At 60.8% G+C, this 20822-nt stretch carries 15 protein-coding genes; 4 read left to right on the forward strand and 11 right to left on the reverse strand.

Features of this window, described 5'->3' with window-relative positions:
• Positions 1-41: 41 nt before the first annotated feature.
• A complete protein-coding gene (locus tag PMI01S_RS02065) occupies positions 42-1964 on the forward strand; it encodes an acetyl-CoA hydrolase/transferase C-terminal domain-containing protein (RefSeq protein WP_084317785.1) in 1923 nt (640 codons plus the stop codon).
• Between the two features lie 127 nt (positions 1965-2091).
• Here the strand turns inward: PMI01S_RS02065 and PMI01S_RS02070 are convergent, their stop codons facing one another.
• Both PMI01S_RS02070 and rep read right to left on the reverse strand, forming a co-directional pair.
• On the reverse strand, positions 2092-2664 hold the full coding sequence (locus tag PMI01S_RS02070) for a xanthine phosphoribosyltransferase (RefSeq protein WP_084317786.1): 573 nt from the start codon (positions 2662-2664) through the stop codon (positions 2092-2094).
• Positions 2665-2748: 84 nt separating this feature from the next.
• Positions 2749-4758: a DNA helicase Rep gene (gene rep / locus PMI01S_RS02075; RefSeq protein ID WP_017341457.1), complete on the reverse strand. Its 2010-nt coding sequence runs from the start codon at positions 4756-4758 to the stop codon at positions 2749-2751.
• 265 nt (positions 4759-5023) lie between these two features.
• Between rep and PMI01S_RS02080 the strand changes: the two genes are divergently transcribed.
• Positions 5024-6697: a putative bifunctional diguanylate cyclase/phosphodiesterase gene (locus PMI01S_RS02080; protein WP_084317787.1), complete on the forward strand. Its 1674-nt coding sequence runs from the start codon at positions 5024-5026 to the stop codon at positions 6695-6697.
• Between the two features lie 108 nt (positions 6698-6805).
• Here PMI01S_RS02080 and PMI01S_RS02085 read toward each other — a convergent pair whose 3' ends face one another.
• Positions 6806-8200: a NorM family multidrug efflux MATE transporter gene (locus PMI01S_RS02085; RefSeq protein WP_084317788.1), complete on the reverse strand. Its 1395-nt coding sequence runs from the start codon at positions 8198-8200 to the stop codon at positions 6806-6808.
• 158 nt (positions 8201-8358) lie between these two features.
• Between PMI01S_RS02085 and PMI01S_RS02090 the strand changes: the two genes are divergently transcribed.
• Positions 8359-9279 (forward strand): LysR substrate-binding domain-containing protein, encoded by a 921-nt coding sequence (locus PMI01S_RS02090; protein WP_084317789.1) that lies wholly within the window; start codon positions 8359-8361, stop codon positions 9277-9279.
• Between the two features lie 181 nt (positions 9280-9460).
• Positions 9461-11437, forward strand: a complete 1977-nt coding sequence (locus PMI01S_RS02100) for a methyl-accepting chemotaxis protein (protein WP_084317790.1) — start codon at positions 9461-9463, stop codon at positions 11435-11437.
• Positions 11438-11573: 136 nt separating this feature from the next.
• Here the strand turns inward: PMI01S_RS02100 and PMI01S_RS02105 are convergent, their stop codons facing one another.
• Genes PMI01S_RS02105 through PMI01S_RS02140 form a run of 8 tightly spaced genes read right to left on the reverse strand, consistent with a single transcriptional unit; the run spans position 11574 to position 20819 of the window.
• Positions 11574-13016, reverse strand: a complete 1443-nt coding sequence (locus PMI01S_RS02105) for a vWA domain-containing protein (protein ID WP_084317791.1) — start codon at positions 13014-13016, stop codon at positions 11574-11576.
• A gap of 56 nt (positions 13017-13072) precedes the next feature.
• Entirely contained in the window at positions 13073-13579 is a 507-nt protein-coding gene (locus PMI01S_RS02110; protein WP_084317792.1) for a hypothetical protein, read from the reverse strand.
• A 4-nt stretch (positions 13580-13583) separates the two neighbouring features.
• A complete protein-coding gene (locus tag PMI01S_RS02115) occupies positions 13584-14315 on the reverse strand; it encodes a hypothetical protein (RefSeq protein WP_084317793.1) in 732 nt (243 codons plus the stop codon).
• Positions 14316-14349: 34 nt separating this feature from the next.
• On the reverse strand, positions 14350-15894 hold the full coding sequence (locus PMI01S_RS02120) for a formylglycine-generating enzyme family protein (RefSeq protein ID WP_084317794.1): 1545 nt from the start codon (positions 15892-15894) through the stop codon (positions 14350-14352).
• Positions 15884-17107, reverse strand: coding sequence for an ABC transporter permease (locus tag PMI01S_RS02125; RefSeq protein ID WP_084317795.1), 1224 nt, complete (start codon positions 17105-17107; stop codon positions 15884-15886). The genes PMI01S_RS02120 and PMI01S_RS02125 overlap by 11 nt, the downstream gene beginning before the upstream one ends.
• Positions 17091-17792, reverse strand: a complete 702-nt coding sequence (locus PMI01S_RS02130) for an ABC transporter ATP-binding protein (RefSeq protein WP_084317796.1) — start codon at positions 17790-17792, stop codon at positions 17091-17093. Before PMI01S_RS02130 ends, PMI01S_RS02125 begins: the two co-directional genes overlap by 17 nt.
• A 10-nt stretch (positions 17793-17802) precedes the next feature.
• Positions 17803-19794 (reverse strand): vWA domain-containing protein, encoded by a 1992-nt coding sequence (locus PMI01S_RS02135; protein ID WP_084317797.1) that lies wholly within the window; start codon positions 19792-19794, stop codon positions 17803-17805.
• Complete coding sequence (locus PMI01S_RS02140; protein ID WP_084317798.1) at positions 19794-20819, reverse strand: hypothetical protein; 1026 nt, start codon at positions 20817-20819, stop codon at positions 19794-19796. The genes PMI01S_RS02135 and PMI01S_RS02140 overlap by 1 nt, the downstream gene beginning before the upstream one ends.
• Positions 20820-20822: the final 3 nt, after the last annotated feature.

Raw genomic sequence — 20822 nt, forward strand, 5'->3', positions numbered from 1 at the left:
CTCGGTCCAACCCCAATTCACGGAACGTAAGGGAGGATCAGATGGTGCAGCTGTGTTCTATCGAACAGGCGGTCGATGATGTGTTGGCGCGGTTGCCGGCGCACATCCACATGGGCCTGCCCCTCGGCCTGGGCAAACCCAACCACTTCGTCAACGCGCTGTATCAACGCGTTGCGCAACTGCCCGAGCGGCAGCTGACGATCTACACAGCGCTGTGCCTGGGTCGTCCTTCTCTGGGTGACGGTTTGCAAAAGCGCTTCCTTGAACCCTTCATCGAACGGGTTTTTGGCGACTATCCGGAACTGGATTTTCTCGCGGGCCTGCACAAGGACAACCTGCCGCCCAACATCCACGTTCATCAGTTTTTCATGCAGCCAGGCAGCCTGCTGCATAGCGCATCCGCTCAGCAGGATTACGTCAGCAGCAACTACAGCCACGCCGCGCGGGACATCAATGCCGCCGGTTTGAACCTGGTCGCGCAGCTGGTGGCCAGCCACAGCGAGCATCCCGATCGGCTAAGCCTGAGCTGTAACCCGGACATCACCCTCGACCTGTTCCCGATGATCGAGAAACGCCGGGCAGCGGGGGAGACGATCCTGCTCGTGGGCCAGGTGCACAACGACTTGCCGTACATGCCCGGCGACGCCGAAGTCGGCATCGACGCCTTCGACCTGCTGATCGACGAGAAAGACAACACCACATTGTTCTCCACCCCGAATATGCCCGTGGGTTTCCAGGACCACTTCATCGGCCTGCACGCCAGCACGCTGGTGCGCGATGGCGGCACGTTGCAGATCGGCATCGGTGCCATGGGTGACGCGCTGACGTCGGCGTTGCTGGCGCGGCAGGCTGACAACGAGGGTTACAAAGCACTGCTGGCGGACGTGAATCTCAGCCAGTGGGCACAGTTGATCGACCGTGAAGGCGGAATCGAACCCTTCGCCAAGGGCCTTTACGGTTGCAGCGAAATGTTCGTCAACGGCTTGTTGGTGCTGGCCGACGCCGGGATCGTGCGGCGCAAGGTCTACCCGGACGTGCCAACCCAGCAACAGGCGAATGCTGGCATGCTGGATGAGGCCGCGCAGACTGACGGCATTTCAGTGCATGGCGGATTTTTTCTCGGGCCACGCAGCTTTTACGAACGTCTTCGAGAGCTGCCCCAGAGCAAGCGGCTCGAATTCAACATGACCCGTATCAGCTACATCAACGAGCTCTACGGTCAGGAAGAGCTCAAACGCTTGCAACGACTGGATGCGCGCTTTATCAACACCGTGTTCACCATGACGTTGCTCGGTGCCGGCGTGGCCGATCAGCTCGAAAACGGGCGGGTGCTCAGCGGGGTTGGCGGGCAGTACAACTTCGTCGCACAGGGCCATGCGCTGGAGGGCGCGCGTTCGATTCTGTTGCTGCGCAGCTGGCGCGAGGCGGGCGGGGAGGTCAGTTCCAACATCGTCTGGGAATACGGTCATTGCACGATCCCGCGGCATCTGCGGGATATCGTGGTCACTGAGTACGGCATCGCCGATTTGCGCGGCAAGACCGATGCGGCAGTGATCGAGGCGTTGCTGAACATCAGCGACTCTCGGTTCCAGTCGGGGTTGATCGAGCAAGCGCAGAGCGTGGGCAAATTGCCGAAGAATTTCCGCCTCGATCCGCGTTTTGCGGACAACAGTCCGCAGCGATTGCAGGCGATTCAGGCGCGGCATCCGCAGTTGTTTCCGGAGTATCCGCTGGGGTGTGATTTCACGGCGCAAGAGCGGGACTTGTTGCGGGCGCTGAACTGGCTGAAGAGCAAGTTCAAGCTGACGGAGATTCTGGAGTTGGGCAAGGCGGCGCTGGATGCGCCGGAACCGGCAGCGTTTCCCGAGCATCTGGAGCGCATGCAGCTGACCAACCCGGAAGGGTTGAAAGAGGACCTGTTTCAGCGACTGCTGCTCACCGGCCTCAAGGCCACCGCGCAATAACAGCCAGCCCAAAACAACTGTAGGAGTCGGCTTGCTGGCGATAGCGGGGGATCAGTCAATATCGATGTTGGCTGATACCGCTATCGCCAGCAAGCCGGCTCCTGCAGTAGGAAGTTGTGTCAGCAAATTATTCGATAAAGGTCACAACGCCATCGGCCAGCGACTTGACGCGAGCCAACGACTCAACCCGATAACCCTGCGCATCCAGTTCCGCACGTCCGCCCTGGAACGACTTCTCGATCACAATCCCCAAACCGGCCACGGTCGCGCCGGCCTGTTTGATGATCGAGATCAGCGCTTGCGACGCCTTACCGTTGGCCAGAAAGTCATCGATGATCAGCACGCGGTCGCTGCTGGTCAGGTGGCGCGGGGAGATCGCCACGGTGCTTTCGGTCTGTTTGGTGAACGAGTAGACGGTCGCCGACAGCAGGTTTTCGGTCAGGGTCAGGGACTGGTGCTTGCGGGCGAAAATCACCGGCACGCCCAGATTCAGACCCGTCATGATCGCCGGGGCGATGCCCGAGGCTTCGATGGTGACGATCTTGGTGATGCCCGAGTCCTTGAACAGTGCAGCGAACTCGTCGCCGATCAGCTTCATCAGGGCCGGGTCGATCTGGTGGTTCAAAAAGGCGTCGACCTTCAGGACCTGATCGGAAAGCACGATGCCTTGTTCGCGAATTTTCTGGTGCAGTGCTTCCATGAAGCGTTCCTCTACTGGCGCCGTGTGCGCCTAGCTTGTCAAAAATGCTTGATTAAAAAGTATTCGGTTAAAAAGTGCTCAATTCTAGCGCTTTAACATCGCCCGTATATCAGCCAATGCGGTATTGCCGCGAACGGCTTTGACTTCGACGGGTGTGTCGTCGGTGCCTTCCCAGGCCAGGTCGTCCGGCGGCAATTCATCGAGGAAGCGGCTCGGCGCGCAATCGATGATCTCACCGTATTGCTTGCGCTTGGCCGCGAAGGTGAAGGCCAGCGTCTGACGTGCGCGGGTAATTCCGACGTAGGCCAGACGGCGTTCTTCTTCGATGGTGTCGGCTTCGATGCTGGAGCGGTGCGGGAGGATTTCCTCTTCCATGCCCATGATGAACACGTAAGGAAATTCCAGTCCCTTGGAGGCGTGCAAGGTCATCATCTGCACGCCTTCGGCACCGTCTTCCTCTTCCTGCTGACGTTCCAGCATGTCGCGCAGGACGAGTTTGCCGATGGCGTCCTCGACGGTCATCTCGCCTTCTTCGTCTTTCTCCAGGGTGTTTTTCAACGCCTCGATCAGGAACCAGACGTTACCCATGCGGTAGTCGGCGGCCTTGTCGCTGGAGCTGTTGGTGCGCAGCCAGTTCTCGTAGTCGATGTCCATGACCATGCTGCGCAGCGCCGAGATCGGATCTTCACCGGCACACTGCTCGCGGACCTTGTCCATGAAACGCTTGAAGCGCGACAGGCGATCGGTGAAGCGCGTGTCCAGATGCTCGCCCAGGCCGATCTCGTCGGTGGCGGCGTACATCGAGATTTTGCGTTCGGTGGCGTAGTTGCCGAGCTTTTCCAGGGTGGTCGAACCGATCTCCCGGCGTGGGACGTTGATCACTCGCAGGAAGGCGTTGTCGTCATCCGGGTTAACGATCAGGCGGAAGTAGGCCATCAGGTCTTTCACTTCCTGACGTCCGAAAAAGCTGTTGCCGCCGGACAGGCGATACGGAATCTGGTGGTGCTGCAGCTTCAGCTCGATCAGCTTGGCCTGGTAGTTACCGCGATACAGGATCGCGAAATCGCTGTATGGCCGGTCGGTGCGCAAGTGCAGGGTCAGCAGTTCCACGGCCACGCGCTCGGCTTCGGCGTCTTCGTTGCGGCAACGGATGACGCGGATCTCGTCGCCATGGCCCATCTCGCTCCACAGCTGCTTTTCGAATTCGTGCGGGTTGTTCGAGATCAGCACGTTGGCGCAACGCAGGATGCGGCTGGTGGAGCGGTAGTTCTGCTCCAGCATGACGACTTTCAGGGACGGGTAATCGTCCTTGAGCAGCATCAGGTTTTCCGGACGGGCGCCGCGCCAGGCGTAGATCGACTGGTCATCGTCGCCCACCACGGTGAACTGGTTGCGCGTGCCGATCAGCAACTTCACCAGCAAATACTGGCTGGCGTTGGTGTCCTGGTATTCGTCCACCAGCAGGTAGCGGACTTTGTTCTGCCACTTTTCAAGAATGTCGGCGTGTTCCTGGAACAGCTTCACCGGCAGCAGGATCAGGTCGTCGAAGTCCACCGCGTTGAACGCCTTGAGCGTGCGCTGATAGTGGGTGTAGACGATGGCGGCGGTCTGCTCCTTGGGGTTGCGCGCGTTTTCCAGGGCTTCGGCCGGCAGGATCAGGTCGTTTTTCCACGAGCCGATCATGTTCTTGATCTCGTCGACGCCGTCGTCGCCGGCGTATTCCTTCTGCATGATGTCGGTCATCAGGGCTTTGACGTCGGTCTCGTCGAAGATCGAGAAGCCCGGTTTGTAGCCCAGCCGCACGTGTTCCTTGCGGATGATGTTCAGGCCCAGGTTGTGGAAGGTGCACACTGTCAGGCCACGGCCTTCGCCGCCCTTGAGCAGGGTGCCGACGCGTTCCTTCATCTCGCGCGCGGCCTTGTTGGTAAAGGTCATGGCGACGATGTACTGGGCGCGGATGCCGCAGTTCTGGATCAAGTGCGCGATCTTGCGCGTGATCACGCTGGTCTTGCCGGAGCCTGCGCCGGCGAGCACCAAAAGAGGGCCGCCGACGTAGCTCACGGCTTCTTGCTGCCGGGGATTGAGTCGGGACATACGTAAATTCAGGAGTCAGTCACGAAATGGGCCGGCATTTTAACAGGCTCAGCGAATTGTGCTGCTCTCTCCGACTTGTGACGCAACACGCTATCTATATTTGCCGGTTTTGTTACTTTCACGCAGGATGCGCGATGAATTTGCGTCTAATGTTCGTAATTCCGGATACAAAGACCTCGTTTGATAACTGATGTCATTTGGTCATTGGTTATCGGCACGGCATAATGCCCGCCGCCTACATCATTGCAGAGTCTAGGGAGCTAGCTTGTCTACGCCTGTCGAACCCTTGCGTTTGCTGCTATTGGCCAATGAGCCAGATTGGGCAGCGTTGTTGCGCGAGTGTCTGGCTCCGATGGGGAGCTCGGCCGTGCTCATCAGCGCTCCGAGCTGGGAATCGGTCAGCACTCTGTTCGATGACAACCGCAGCGCGGTGTTGTTGACGATCCCGGCCCTTCAGCCGGCGCCGGGCCGTTGCAATTTGCCGACAGTGTTGCTGCTCGAACACGAGCCGCTGTTGCCGCCCGATGGCGTGAGCGACTGGTTGGTGCGCGAGCATCTCGACCCGGGCATGCTGCGCCGTTGCCTGCGGCATGTGCGTGAGCGCGGCGTGCTGGAGAACACTCTGCAGCGCCTGGCCGAGCAAGACCCGCTGACCGGCATCGCCAACCGCCAGGGTTTCCAGACCCTGCTGGCTGCGCGACTGGCAGAAAACGAAGGGCGCGGCCTGGCCCTCGGTCACCTTGACCTCGACAACTTCCGCCACGCCAACGACGCCCTCGGCCATCAGGCTGGCGACCGGTTGATACTGCAAGTGGTTGCGCGGCTGAAAAGCCAGCTCGAGGCTGGCGATCAATTGGCGCGGCTGGGCAGCGATGAGTTCGCCCTGCTGATCGACACCCGCCGTGCGCCACAACGCGCCGAGTGGATGGCCGAAAGAATCACCGAGGCGCTGGCCGAACCCTATTGGGTCGACGGCGAAAGCCTGTTGATCGGTTCCAGTCTGGGCATCGCCCACGCCCGCGCCCAGGCCGGCGCCGATCCGTTGATGTGGCATGCGCACATCGCCATGCAGCAGGCCAAGAGCACTCAAGGCTGCACCTTTCACATCTTCAACGAACGCATCAACCGTAATGCCCGCAGCATGGCCGATCTCGAAAGCGAGCTGCGCCGGGCGTTGCGTCGCGATGAGCTGGAGCTGCATTACCAGCCACGCCTGAATCTCGAAGACGGCCAGATTGTCGGCCTCGAAGCCCTGGTGCGCTGGCGTCATGCCGAGCGTGGCTTGCTGCCGCCGAGCGAGTTTGTGCCACTGGCCGAGCAAAGCGGTTTGATCGTACCGCTCGGTTACTGGGTTATTTCCCGCGCGTTGCGCGACATGCAGGCGCTGCGTGAGCGCGGTTTGCCGGCGTTGCACATGGCGATCAACCTGTCATTCCGGCAGTTTCAGGACAGCCAGTTGCTCTCGACCCTGAGCCGGCTGATTGCCGAACGGGGCGTCGAGGCGCAATGGCTGGAATTCGAACTGACCGAAACCGCCGTCATGCGTCGCAGCGATCTGGTGAAGCAAACCATGGATGCCCTCGGGCGTCTGGGCGTGCGCTTCTCCCTCGACGACTTTGGCACCGGTTTTTCTTCGTTCGTGCACCTCAACAGCCTGCCGATTGCCTTGCTGAAGGTCGACAAGAGCTTCGTCGGCGGGATGGAAGGGCGCGAAGAGAACCGCAAGCTGGTCCACGCCATGATCAACCTGGCGCACAACCTCAACCTTGAAGTGGTCGCCGAGGGCGTGGAAACGCCCGAGCAGCTGGATCTGTTGCGCGGGTTTGGATGTGATCAGGTGCAAGGGTATCTGATCAGCAAGCCGTTGCCGTTGGTGGAACTGGTGGATTATCTGACGTTTGGCAGCAGCCAGCAGCCGATGATGGAAATCGTGAGCTGACCCCGCACAAATGTGGGAGCGGGCTTGCTCGCGAAGACGGTGTGTCAGTCAACGTTGATATCAACTGACGCGGCCCCTTCACGAGCAAGCCCGCTCCTACAGGGATCTTCAGTCTGGCTGGGCGACCTCGAAACGCTGTGAAGATGGCTCCCGCCGAATCATCCGCTTCATCTTCCACTCAAACGCCAGTGTCAGGCTTACCGCCGCGCATGCCAGTCCCAGCGCCAACCCCCACCAGACGCCCGTCGGCCCCCAGTTCAAATGGAAGGCCATCCACCATGCGGCAGGCGCGCCAATCAGCCAGTAGCAGCCCAGACCGACCAGAAACGTGGTCTTGGCGTCCTTGAGTCCGCGAATGCAGCCCATGGCGATGGTTTGTGTACCGTCGAACAGTTCGAACCACGCCGCCACCGCCAGCAGGCTCACAGCCAGTTCGATGACGGGCCGGAAGGCCGGGTCGTTGTGGTCCAGGAACAGGCCGATCAACTGATTGGGTAGCAGCCAGAAGACCATCGCGAACCCGAGCATCGCCGCCGCGCCGAACGCGATCCCGACCCGTCCGGCCAGTCGTGCATCCAACAGCTGCCCGGCGCCGTAATGCTGGCCGATGCGCATGGTGATCGCGTAGGAAAGCCCCGCCGGAATCATGAACGCCACCGAGACGATCTGCAGCGCAATCTGGTGCGCGCCCAGTTGCGTACTGCCCATGGTGCCCATGCACAACGCGGCGAAGGCAAACAGTCCGACTTCCACGGCATAGGTGCCGCCAATTGGCAGGCCCAGGCGCCACAACTCTTTCAGATACTGCCGGTTAGGCCGCGACAGGCCCTGGCGCAGCGGATACGCGTCGTACGCCGGATGCCGCCGAATGTGCAGCGCCAACGCCAGAGCCATGAGATTAGCGACAATCGCCGTGACCAGACCGATGCCCACCAGGCCCATTTTCGGCAGGCCGAACATTCCGGTAATCAACGCATAGTTGAGTACGAAGTTGGCCACCGTACCGCCGAGACTGATGACCATCACCGGCGTCGCACGGCCGATGGCGCTGGTGAAACCGCGCAGGGCCATGAAGCTCAGGTAGCCGGGCAGGGCGAACGGCAGGATCAACAGGAACTGACCGGCCGCCTGGACGTTGGTTTCGGTCTGGCCGAACAGCAACAATACCGGTTTGAGGTTCCACAGCAGCAAACCGGCGACCAGCGCCATCAGCCACGCCAGCCACAATCCGGCCTGGGTCAGCCGCGCCGCGCCGACGATATCGCCCGCGCCCTGACGGATCGCCACCAGTGTGCCGACCGCCGCGATGACGCCGATGCAAAAGATCGACACGAATGAATAGGTCGCCGCGCCGAGACCGCCGCCAGCCAATGCTTCGGGACTCAGGCGCGCCATCATCAAGGTGTCGGTGAGAACCATCAGCATGTGCGCCAACTGCGAGGCAATCAACGGCCCCGCCAGCCGCAGGATGGCCCAGAGTTCAATACGCGCTGGATGCTGCATGGTCATCACGCTCGATGGTCAAAGAGAACAGGAAAGCGTCGATTCTCGGCGCTCTGCGGGGTTTGCACAAAGGGATAAAAAGGATGGGTAGCATGATTAAAACTCATCCTGGGGAGATTCTGATAAGTTGACGCCATTGCGCTATAGGAGCTTTCCGCATGTCTCGTCGTCTTCCTCCCCTGTATGCCCTTCGTGCATTCGAAGCGGCGGCGCGGCATAGCTCGTTCACCCGTGCGGCCGAAGAGTTGTCGATTACGCAGAGTGCGGTCAGTCGACACATTCGTACGCTCGAAGAGCACTTTGCCTGTCGGCTGTTTCATCGCAGCGGGCGCAATCTGCAACTGACCGAGTCGGCGCGCCTGATCCTGCCGGGCATCCGCGAAGGCTTCACGGCACTTGAACGCGCCTGCAATACCTTGCGCGCCGAAGATGACATCCTGCGCATGAAAGCCCCGTCGACCCTGACCATGCGCTGGTTGCTGGCGCGGCTCAGCCGTTTCCGCCATTTGCAACCGGGCAACGAAGTGCAACTGACCAGCGCCTGGATGGACGTCGACTCGGTGGACTTCAACCATGAGCCGTTCGACTGCGCCGTAATCCTCAGCAACGGGCATTTTCCGCCGGACTGGGAGGCGAGTTTCCTTTTCCCCGAGGAGCTGATTCCGGTGGGCGCGCCGAATCTTCTGAAGGATCAACCGTGGGATGTCGCACGCCTGGCCAATGCCGAGCTCCTGCACCCGACGCCGGACCGGCGTGACTGGCGCAACTGGCTGGAGCGCATGGGGTTGACCGATCAGGTGTCGCTCAAGGGCGGGCAGGTGTTCGATACGCTTGAACTGGGGATGATTGCTGCCGCCCGGGGTTATGGCGTGTCGATGGGCGATCTTTTGATGGTGGCCGAGGATGTGGCGCAGGGCCGTCTGAGTTTGCCGTGGCCGACTGCCGTCGCCAGCGGTGAGAATTATTACCTCGTCTGGCCGAAAACACGCCCCGGAGGTGAACGTTTGCGCCGCCTCAGCGATTTCCTCCAGGGCGAAGCCCTTGCGATGAAATTGCCGGATGTCGAGCACCTGAGCTGAATCGTTAGAGCCATCGGGATAGAGGCTTTGTGCTATATCCCGGTTGATTACTCAAGTATTCAGGTTTGCCGCCGAAAATCTGCAGATGGAACCTTCGTGCAGGTTCGACGCAATTCCCATTATTAGAAAATTTGCCGAGCAGCCGATCAATGAAGATCCGGTCACTTGGCCAGGAGCTGTCATGTCTCAACCTCGTGCCCGGATTGCCTCACAGCTTGGTCTTGCACTCGCCGTCATTCTGGCGATTGTCATCAGCGGCAGCACCGTGTTTGCCTTGCGCTCGCTGGACTCGGCCAACCTCGCTACCCGCGAGGAGCACCTGGCCAGCGAAGCTCGTTTGCTGGCCGACCAGTTGAGTACGTTTCACGGCACGTTGCGTGAAAGTACCCAGCGTCTGGCCGGCCTGTTCGAGAAGCGCTTCAGCGCGGGTCTGAGCGTGCACCCGGACGAGCCGGTGGCCGTGGCGGGCACGCAGACCCCGGGCTTGCACCTGGGCAGTGAAGTGCTGAACAACAACTTCAAGGAAGTGGACGAGTTCAAGCAAATGACCGCAGGCGTTGCGACGGTGTTCGTGCGCAGTGGTGATGAGTTCATTCGAGTCAGTACGAACGTAACTAAACAAGACGGCAGCCGCGCCATTGGCACGTTGCTCGATCACGCGAACCCGGCTTACGCGCGCCTGTTGGCGGGGCAAAACTACGTGGGCCGAGCTTTGCTGTTCGAACGCTTCTACATGTCGCAGTACACGCCTGTACGTGACAGCAGCGGTAAGGTCATTGCCGTGTTGTACGTAGGATTCGATTACACCGACGCTCAGAACGCACAGTTTGCCAACCTCACACGCTTCCGCATCGGGCAGACCGGTTCTTTGGCATTGCTCGATGAGCAGAACAAATGGCTGGTACCCATTGCGGGGGTGCAAGCACCGGAGCAAGCGGTCAAGCCGATCAACAGCCTGGTCAAGACGCCGGGTAAAGGTGAATTCTGGAGCGACAAGTCCGAAGATTTCTACAGCATTGCCGTGCCATTTGAAGGCGGGCCGTGGTCGGTCGTGGCGAGCATGCCGAAAAGCGAAATCCGTGCTGTAACCTGGGCTGTCGGCATTCAATTGGCCATTGGCAGCCTGCTGGCGATGTTGATCGCTGTGGGCTCCGCTGTCTGGTTGCTTCGCAGTAAGCTCGCGCCGCTGGGCGATCTGGTGCGTCAGGCCGAAGCCCTGGGGGCTGGTGATCTGAGCGTGCGTCTGGACGTGTCGAGCAACGACGAAATCGGTCAGCTGGCCCGCGCTTTCAACCAGATGAGCCAGGCGCTGTCGACAATGGTCGAGCACATCCGCAAGGCCTCGCAAGAGGTCAACAGCCGTGCCCAGGCGCTGTCGGGTCTGTCGGGTGGCGCCTATGAAGGCATGGAGCAGCAGTCCGGCGAAATCACCAGCATGGCCGGCGCCGTGGAAGAGTTCAGCGCCACGTCGCTGAATATTGCCGACAACATGGGCAACACCCAACGCCTGGCTCAGGAAAATGCACAACAAACCCAGATCGGTCGTACATCGATGGACGAAGCGTCCTCGTCCCTGGAGCAGATTGCCGGTGCACTGAACAGCACTGCCACGGTGATCAACACCTTGGGTCAGCGTTCTCAGGAAATCGGCGGGATTGTCGGGGTGATCACTTCGATTGCCGAGCAGACCAACTTGCTGGCGCTCAACGCCGCCATCGAAGCGGCGCGTGCCGGTGAGCAGGGTCGTGGGTTTGCGGTGGTGGCTGACGAGGTGCGCAACCTGGCTTCGCGTACTCGCCAGGCGACCGACGAGATTTCCGGGATGATCCAAAGCATCCAGCAAGAAACCGGCAACGCCATCAGCACCATGGAGCAGGGCAATGTGCTGATGCAGGAAGGCCTGTCGCGTAACGCCAACGTCGCTTCCGCGCTGGCGCGGATCGATGAGCAAAGCCGTTCTGCTGGCGAGCAGTTCGCAGCGATCACCACGGCGACCCAGGAGCAGAGCAGCACTGCGACATTGCTCAGCAGCAATTTGCAGAGCATTGCGCTGGCGAACAGTGAGCAGCGGGAAGTGGTGTCGAACCTGGCGGTGACGGCCAAAGAGCTGGAGAGCCTGGCGGCGGATTTGCGCCAGGAGGTTGACCGCTTTCGTTGAGGTGCCTTTGAAATAGCTATCGCGAGCAGGCTTGCTCCGACAGGTTTGGCGTCGTTCACAAAAACGTGGAACGCCACATCTCCTGTAGGAGCAAGCTTGCTCGCGATAGCCTCACCGCAATATTCAGATCAGCCAATCAATCACACTTGGCGTTGCTCGACACTTCCTTGCTCGCCAGTTTCAACTGCTTGGCCAGTTCTGCCGCGTTGGTGCTGTTGTAAACCCGGCCACCGGTGTTTTCAGCAATGCAGCGTGACGGGCCACCGGCACCGATTTTCACCACGTTGACCCGAAGGCGTGGTTGTTCCCTGGCGATTTGGCGGGACACCGCGCAAGCGTCTTTCTGGCAACCGTCCTCACCGTCGACAAACATCACGATCACGGCATCATTATTACGCCCGTCGACGGTGCTTGCAGCGTAAGCCAGGCTGTCGGCCAGCGGTGTGCCGTCGTTGGGCACCAGGCCCTGAATCCCGTTGATCAGCCGTGGCCGGTCGCCAAACTTGAACACGCCCTGGTCCGGTGTGCGTTCGCAGCCGGCGAAGGTGATGAGGCGCGTGTCGATTTTCGGGTCCAGCCCGTTGATCATGCCGGCCAGCGAGTCCTTGGCGACGTCCATGCGGCTGGGTTTGGCGAAAATCTGCATGGTGCGGTTCGGGTCCAGATACTTGTTCATCTCATTGCCGAAGAACCAGTCCTCATCGGCTTTCACGGACTTGATGTTCAAATCCATTGAACCCGAGGTGTCGAGCACCACCACGAACTGCGGTATCTCTGCGTTGGGCGCTTTTTTGCGGCACGCGAAGTTGTCCAGCGTCGGTGCCGGCGGTGGCGGTGGCGGTGGCGGCGGGGCGGCCACCACAGGTTTTGGCGGCGGGACCGGTTTGGGGGCGGGCACTGGTTCTGGCTCCGGAACCGGTACGGGTTCCGGTTTTGGTTCCACTACAGGCTCCGGCTCCACTACAGGCTCGGGAACGGGCTCAACCGGTTTCTCGATCGGTGTCACCACCGGGGCGACCGGTTCGACCGGGACAACTTTTTCCCGGTGCATAAACCACCAGTAAGCCCAGAGCGCCAGGAGCAACAACAGCAGTGCCAGCAACGCGGCGGCGATCCACCATCCACGGCGCGAAGGCGCCACGGCGGCCACCGGCGCCAGCGGAACCACTGGCGGCACCACCGGTTTTGGCGGACGCTGGTTCCAGCGCACCACCAAAGGCTCACCGTTGAGGCTGTAGAGTTTGTCCAGCTCGGGAGCGCCGAGCAGGCTGCGCAGGTCATCCGCTTCCGTGGGCTGACCGCGTTTTTGCAGTTCGTCCGCCAACTGTCCAAGGGACGTCTGACGCACTTCATAGGTTTCCAGCAATCGCCGTTGAGCGTCCTCGTCGAGGTCGGCATAGGGCGTGGGTTGGCCACCTAGTTCGGTCCACCATTCCAGCACCTCGCCGCTGCCCATTCGCGGTATGGCGAAGAGGCTGGAGACGGTCGGCGGAAAGTGTTTCTGGATGAGGGCGACTTTGGCTTGCAGCGCACTCATCCCCTCTGGTGTGGCTTGCGCATCCCTGATGACCCGCTGCATGACGTCGATTCCTGAAAAGGCTGCAGGCCTCCGGCGGGAGGCCTGCGGGTGAAAAGTTACTCTTCGTAACCGAGGCTGAATTGCAGTTGATTGACCTTTTTCTGCAGCGCCTTCAGTTGTTCCTGCTTGGCGGCCAGGGCCGCCTTTGAAGGCTTGGCCACCGGTGCAGTCTGCGAGTCCTTGAGCTGCTGTTCGAGCCCGGCGATCTGCTTCTGCACCTGGCTTTCGTTGCCACGGCGCGCCTTCAGCGAGGTCAGCAACTTGCCCAGCGACTGGTTCAGTTCAGCCTGGGATTTCTGCTGGCTGGCCAAATCGGTTTTGGTGCTCAGCTGCTGGGCCTGAATGTTCTCGTACACCTGACGGAACATCGCGTTTTGCTGACGGGACTCGGCCAGGGCCTGTTCCTTTTGTTTGACCTGATCGCTGTAACCACCAGAGTAGTCGCAGTTCATCTTGGTCAGCATGCTGCTGTCGCGATTGGTCGCGTCGCATTCGCCCGGCTGAGTTGCGCAACCGCTCAAGGCGAGGACGGCGGTCAGGACCGCCAGCTGTCGTAGCGTCATGTGATTAACCCAGAGTGATTGCGGAGCGCTGGCTGTAGAGACCGTCGACTTCCTTCTGCAAGGCAGCGACTTTCTGGTTCATTTTCAGGATGCTCACATCCACCTGCTTCATCTCGGCGCTGGAGCCTTGGGCGCGTTCGGCATCGGCCACTTTGCTGTACTCGGTGACTTTGTTGCGCATGTTGCTGAGGTCTTTGCGCAAGATTGCGATGTTGTTGTCGATCTCGGCGATTTGCATCTGGGCTTTGGTCTTGTCGACCTTTTTGCTGGCGATGTCCTGTTTGATCTTGGCGATACGTGCCTGGTCATCCTTGATCACTTGCTGAGCGGTCTCGGTGCGGGCAATCACGTTGCGTGTGTCTTGCTCGACGTCGCTGTTCATCTTCGCCAGACGGGTGGAAGTGTCGGCGTATTCGCTGCGACGTTGATCCAGATAGTAGTTCGCGCCCATGGCCACGCCACACGCGGTAATACCAGCGGCGATGGCGCAGACGGCCTTGTTGCTGCTGTTGGACAGCGCGCAGCCGAGGATGCCGACACCAGCGCCGACGGCGCAGGCCTGGTAACCGGACTTGCTGAAGAACTCCGCGTCATTGCCCTGGGTCAGGCGCGGGTCTGCTCCGTCGCTGCCACCCAACATCGAACTGCCGGTGTTGGCGCAACCGGTCAGCAACAGGCTGCCGGCAACGACGAATGCGATCTGTAGCTTGAAGCGAGTCCAAAGGCTGCGCGACATGGTGAAACTCCTCGATGACGGTGTTGACGTGTTGTTATTGAGTGACGGTCTTGCAACTGGTCAGCCAGGCGTCAGTGTCGATCTTCTGTTTTTGCAGGAAGGTCTTCTGATTCGCCCAGTGCGTGCGCAAGTAGGGTTTGAGGTCTTGAAGCTGTTTGTTGCGGGTAATGATTTCTTCCATCACCGGAACCTGTGCCTCGAGCAGCGGCTGACCGTACAACGTCGCCGACTCCACCAGGCTGCTGGCGTAGTAACGGCTGAGTTTGTGCAGGCGATCCTTCTGCTCGTCGAGTTTGCCCTTGCGCATGTCGCAACTGGCATCTTTGTCGGCGGCTTCGCAATTGAGCTTGTAGTTTTTCTGCAGGAAATCCACGTACTGGCCGTCGTCGAGCATCTTGGTGCACAGGAACGCACCCAGATTGAGGCTGGCGCGAATCGCCTGGTCGCGGGTTTCTTCCTGCTGCTGGTTGCTGGCGCGCAGCTGGTTTTCCAGGGCCTGGAGCTTTTCCTTCAGCGCTTTGTCTTCAACACCCGAGGCCAGCGTGTTCAGCGACTGAACCGTGCCTTTGTCGGCGGATTCGGTTTCCTTGCTGCCGGTGCCGAGTTTCTTCCAGCTGTTTTCGATGCTGGCTACGCGTTCGCGAGAGGTCAGGGTCGGCGAGACCAATACCAGGCGCAGGCCGGTGGTTTTGTTTTTTACCTGGCCTTCGGCGTTGTAGTACGGCTCTTCCTTGCGCAACGCGGTACGCAGGTCGGCCTGGGCCGTCAGGTAGTTGCCACCGCGTACGACATAGCCGCCGGCCTGGCCGTGCTGGCGATCGAGCTTATTCAGGCGAAACGGCTCGAACATCATCTCGTCGACGTTGCCAAGCATGTCGTGCAGGCCCAGCGGGTTGGGTTTTTGCAGGCCGGACAATTGCAGTTTGCCGTTGGACGACTGCGCCCCGGCGAACCACTCGTAAGCGTTGATGCCGTCGGGCATCGGGTAGCGTGTATCGCGGAATTCCGCCGCACCGACTTCCAGGCCACCGCGTGCGGCGAACTCCCACTCGACTTCCGTCGGCAAACGCAGGAAGCCCAGGGCGCCGTCTTCTTTCGGCAGCTTGCCGGCGGCATTCTTGCGCAGCCACAAGTTGTATTTGTCAGCCGCTTCGACCGCTTGCACCCAGCTCACGGACACTTGCGGGAGGCGCATCTTGGTCGCGGCGGTGGGGCAGGTTTCGTCGGTCAGGGCGGCATACTGCAACTGACTCATCTCGTACTTGGCCATCAGGTAGTAGCGGGATTTGTCGTTCTTGGCGCCGGTGAAACTGCCGGCGATAAACGTCGGTCGAGTCTGTTCGACATAGCCGTATTCCGCGCCGTCCTGACCGATGTTGATCGGGTAGTCGTCGAGCGGCCCGGCGACCGGGATGAACACTTTGCGAAACACCATCGAGCCTTCGCACGGCATCGGCAACACGACGTCGCTGGCTTCGGGCATCGGGTTGTAATACTTCTCTTCCCAGCCCGCCGCCGAGGCGTCGAGCAAGTAGCCCAGGCTCAGGGGCAACAGCAAGCCAAAACGTTTATAGCTCACGCAGACTCTCCGCAGGTTGGATGCTGATGGCGCGCACGGCGCCGATCACGGCCACCAGTGCAGCGACCAGAAAGGTCAGGAGCAGGGCGGCGAGGCCATGCCAGATTGTGATGTGGCAAACAAAGGTGCCGGTGGCCTGGCTGCTGCCGAGCAAGTAATCGAACAGATGACTGCCGACCGCATAAAACCCCAATCCGCCGAGGTACCCGGCGAGGCTCAGCAGCAGTGCTTGCAGGACCACGAAACCGCCGACCGCCGTGCGCTTGAAACCCAGCAGGCGCAAGACCGCAAGGCTTTTGCGCTTGCGGTCGATGTTGGCCAGGAAGGCGCCGACCATCGACGCCACGCAACCGATCAATGCCGCCAGGGCGATCACCCCGAAAATCAGTCCCAGCACATGGTTGATGGCTTTGACGTTGTCGATGTCCGCTAGACGGCTCGAGGTTTCGATGTGTTGTTCGTTGAGCCAGCGCTCCAGCGGCGCCACTTGGTCGATGTCGTGTGCATAGACGCGAGCGCGGGCATACAGCGGTTGCAGATCACCCAGAGGCTTGCCGGTGGTGATGCCGAACGCACTGACCTGATAGCCATCGCGAAAGCGCTCCAGGTCCAGCAGCAACGGCGGGGCGACAAACCCGGCGGCGCGGCCGAAACGGGCGCCATCGAGAATCGCCAGCACGGTCAATGTCATTTCGCCGCGCTCATTCACGCCTTCCAGACGGCGCAGCACGCGCAGTTGCACGCGATCGCCGACCTTGGCCTGCAAGCGTTGCGCGGCGCGGGCACTGAGGATCACTTGATCGCCGGTGGGGTTGAGTTGTGGCAGGTTCAGTTGCGGGTCGCCGGGTTCGGTGGCGATGATTTCCGCGCCTTCGACGAAGCGTTGCATGCCGATCAGCAAATCCGCCTGGGTGTTGAGCGAGCGGGTCTGGCCGAGGGCAAAACCGGTCTCGGGACGCTGGCGCAGACGCTCGATCCAGGCACTGTCGTAGTTACCATTGCTGAGCATCTTCACTTCGAGGTTACGCGGGTCGCGCAGCAGTTCGTCCTGCAACTGGCTGACCACCCCGTGCTTGAGGCCGAACAGCAGCAGCAACGGCGCGATCACCGCCACCAATGACGCGGCGATGCACAGTGACACCTTGCGGTCATGCCACAGGTCTTGCAGGGCCAGCGTGCCCAGCAAGTGCAGTCGATCAGTCCATCGGTTCAAACAGAGTCTCCCCCTGACGGCTGATAGCGCCGAGTCGCGGCAAGCCGAAATCCTTCAACAAGGCCCAGTCATGGGACACCACGAGCGCACTCAGGCCCATGCTCGACACCAGGCTCAGCAGCAATTCAAACAGGCGCCGGGCGCTGTGCGGGTCGAGCGCGGCGGTCGGTTCGTCAGCCAACAGCAGCAGCGGTTCATGGGCAATGGCGCGAACGCAGGCCACGCGCTGACGCTCACCGATCGACAACGCCTGCGGGTGTTTATCCAGCAATCCTTGCAGCCGTAAGACTTCAACCGCGTGGTCGACGTGCGCACTGTGCGCCGGCATGCCGAGCAAGCGGCGTGGCAGGCTGATGTTGTCGCGCACACTGAGAAACGGCAGCAGGCCGCCGTTTTGCAAAATGAACCCCAGGTGCCGCGAGCGGACTGCAGCCAAGGCTGGTTGATTATCCGTGGCTAGCAATTGGGCGATGTCTTGACCCTGTGCTGCGCCCAGGCGAAAGCGTCCAAGCTCGACCGGCGCCAGCAGCAGGCCGATGGCCTCAAGCAATGTGCTTTTGCCGCTACCGCTCTCGCCGGTAATGGCGAGGATTTCCCCGCCGCCGACCTGCAAGTGCGGCAGGCGCACGTGATGGGCCAGCGCGCCTTCACCACGGCGCACCAGCAGGTTCCTGATATCGAGCATGGGCGTCTCGTTAAGGCATCATTTCCAGAGGCACCGGGTACACGTTGTCCCGCGCATCGCTGTCCTTGGCTAACGCCACCCAGCGGTCGACGTCAGCGTTGTAACGCTGGTAGTGCCGCAGTTTGGTGTTGAGCGTACGGATGAATTTCTCCTGCGCCAGGCCGTCCCAACTCTTCCAGGTCTCTTCATCCAGGTTCAGCACTTCGCTCTGGTACGGCAGGTCTTCGATGTACTCGCCGAGCACACCCATGTCTGCCAGTTTCGCGTTGCCGTTCTGCTTGAGCTGGTTCGGATCGGCGCCCATGGTCGCGGCCACCGAGCGCAAGCGGTCGAACATTTCCGTCGGCGAAATCAGGCCTTCGTTGGCGGCGTCGAGAATCTTCTTCATCACGTCGCTCAAGTCGCTGAGCTGGGATTTGGTCAGCAGCACCCGCACGTCGGTGGTCGGGATGTTCTGCTTGATCAGGTCACGGTCGGTGATCCACGCCTTGAACACCGGCGGGGCCTTGCTGTTGGTCTTCTCGCCCAGGTAGGCCAGTTGCATGGCGTGGCCGATCAGTGCGGCGTCCTCGAGCATTTTCTTCTCGGCCGGGTCCTGCTTGGCGTTCACCGCGCTGCCGATGGCGTCTTCACCCATGTAGGCGGCTTTCACCTGCGTCGTGATCGCGGCGGCCAGTGTGTCGACCTTGCGCCCGAACTCCTGCACATCACCCGCATTCACCGGGTAGTACAGCGAGGTGTTGGTGCCCGGGTAAGTCGACAGGTTCTGGTACTGCGCCTCGGCCTTGGCGTGATCCTTGATGCCGGCCGGGGTCTTCAGGTGCAAGGTGTAAATCGCCACGCCCGGGTTGGCCGCTTCAATGCGCACCTGTGCAGCGCTCAAACCGGTCTTCGACAGTTTGTCGTCACCTTCGATGGCGCCGGCGTCGGTGATCAACACCACGTAGCGCGCCCCGAACTGGCTCCAGTCGACCTTGTCGATGCTCTCCATGACGCCGGCAAAGGCATCCTCATCGAAGCTGCTGCTCGACACTTTGGCCTGTTTGAGGTCGGCAATCTTGGCGAAAAAGTCGGCGCTGTCTTTCACCTTGGTAGGGTCGGCGTACATCTTGGTGGTGTATTCCAGGCCCGGTACCGCCTGGGTATTGGAACGGAAAGCCACCATGCCGAACTTGACCTGCTTGCCAAGGTTCTGCGATTCGATCTGCTGATAAACCTTGCGGATCGCTTCGCGGGTACGGTCGATGTACGGGTCCATCGAAATCGTCGAGTCAATGACAAACACCACCGCCGCGCTGAATTCCTTCAGTTGGCTGGCGGCCTTGTCTTCGGCCTCTTTGCCGCCAGACGCATTTTTGCCGGTCGCGCCCTTGGTGTCTTTTTCGTCGGGCTTGCTGACCGATGCGACATTGAGCAGGCGCGTGCGGAAACCGGCTTCGGTCATGACTTCTTCGCCGCTGAGCACGGGCAGCAGGTAGAACTGCTTTTGCAGGTCGACGAAGTATTCCGGTTCTTCGGCCAGTACGCCGGGTGCTGGCTTGCCCTTTTTCAGCGTGGCGCGCAGTGGGGCGACTTTGCTCACCGGGTCCGGCGCATCGAGAATGCCTTCGACCGTGGCGCGTTCCTTGAAGAACAGCAGTCGGTCACGGTTGGCTGGGTTGGTGAACGCCAGGGTCAGCTGCATTTTCCAGTCGGTGGTGCAGCTCGCAGGCAGCCAGCCAATGGTTTTGCCGTAACTGTCGGGGCCGACTTTCAGCCACTCGGCGTTCGCCGCCTGGGCGCGTTCGTACACGTAGAAACGGCTGAACACCGGTTGCTCCTCGCCTGCCGCACCACCCGCCGTCGAGCTGATCTTGCAGCCCGGGGTGGTCAGCACGCGTTGGAACAAGGTCTTTTTACCGGCCTGGATCAGCGGTTTGTCATCAGCCTGGGACAACGGGCTGATGCACAGCGCCAACAGCGCGGCGCTGCTCAGCAGGAAACGACTCACGGGCGAACGCATCACTTCTGCAACTCCTCGAAACGCTGCTTGGCTTCGGCGTTGTTCGGGTCCTGGGTGAGGATCGTTTCGTACCAGTAGGCGGCGGTGGCGTTGTCCGCGACCGGGAAGCACTTGCTGGCCTTCAGGTATTTCGGGTCGTATTCGCGGGCATAGGCATTGGCAATCAGCGCGTCACCGGCCTGGGCACGGTTGGCGTACAGACGCTGGGCGACGCCGCAGTGTTCGCCGGCCTTGGCTTCGTTGATGATTTCCAGCAGCTTGGCGCTGTCGGGTGCCGCCTTGATGCAGGTCTGGACGAAGGTCAGCTCGGGCAGGCTGTTCATGCTTTCCAGAGTGCAGGCTTGTGCGTCGGCACCGGCCGGTGCGGCCGCCGCGACCGTCGGGGCAGGCGCCGGCGTGCGTTTGTAGAACCAGAACCCGGCCGCTGCCGCCAGTAGCAATACCAGCACAAGTGCGAGACCCAGCAGGCCTTTGTTGCTCTTCTTCGCCGGTGGCGGAGCAGGTGTGTATTCGCGTTCGTTGGGCACCGATTCCAGTTCGATTTCTGGCTCGGCGGTGGGCAAGGTCAATTCCGGCAGTTCCGGGATTTCCGGGATCTCAGGTGCCGGTGCAGCTGGTGCGGTCAAATCTGCGCCGCCATACGTCGAGCGCGTCTGGCCACCCGCCGTGGACGGCAACAGCCCGACGCCTGGCCGGACCACGCCTTTGTCGGCATGTCCCAGGCTTTGTTCGCGCAGTTCGATCTGGAATTGCGAGTTGGCGCTGCCTTCCAGCAGCGGGTCGACCACTTCCGGGCCTACCTGGGCTTCAAGGGCATCGCCACTGGCGGCGAGATTGAAGCGCGAAACCTTGAACCAGAACGGGTTGTTGCTCCAGGCCTGTTGGTCCTGGAGGTAGAAACCGTCCTGGTTACGTTGAATGGAGAATTCCAGCTGTTCTTCACCACCCTGCCATTTCTTCACGGTAAGGCAGGCCCGGCCAGGCACATTGGGCTCTAAGGCGAGCAGGTCGACACGAATTGGCATTGC

The sequence above is a fragment of the Pseudomonas migulae NBRC 103157 genome (genome assembly GCF_002091715.1).
GTDB classification, from domain to species: Bacteria; Pseudomonadota; Gammaproteobacteria; order Pseudomonadales; family Pseudomonadaceae; genus Aquipseudomonas; species Aquipseudomonas migulae_A.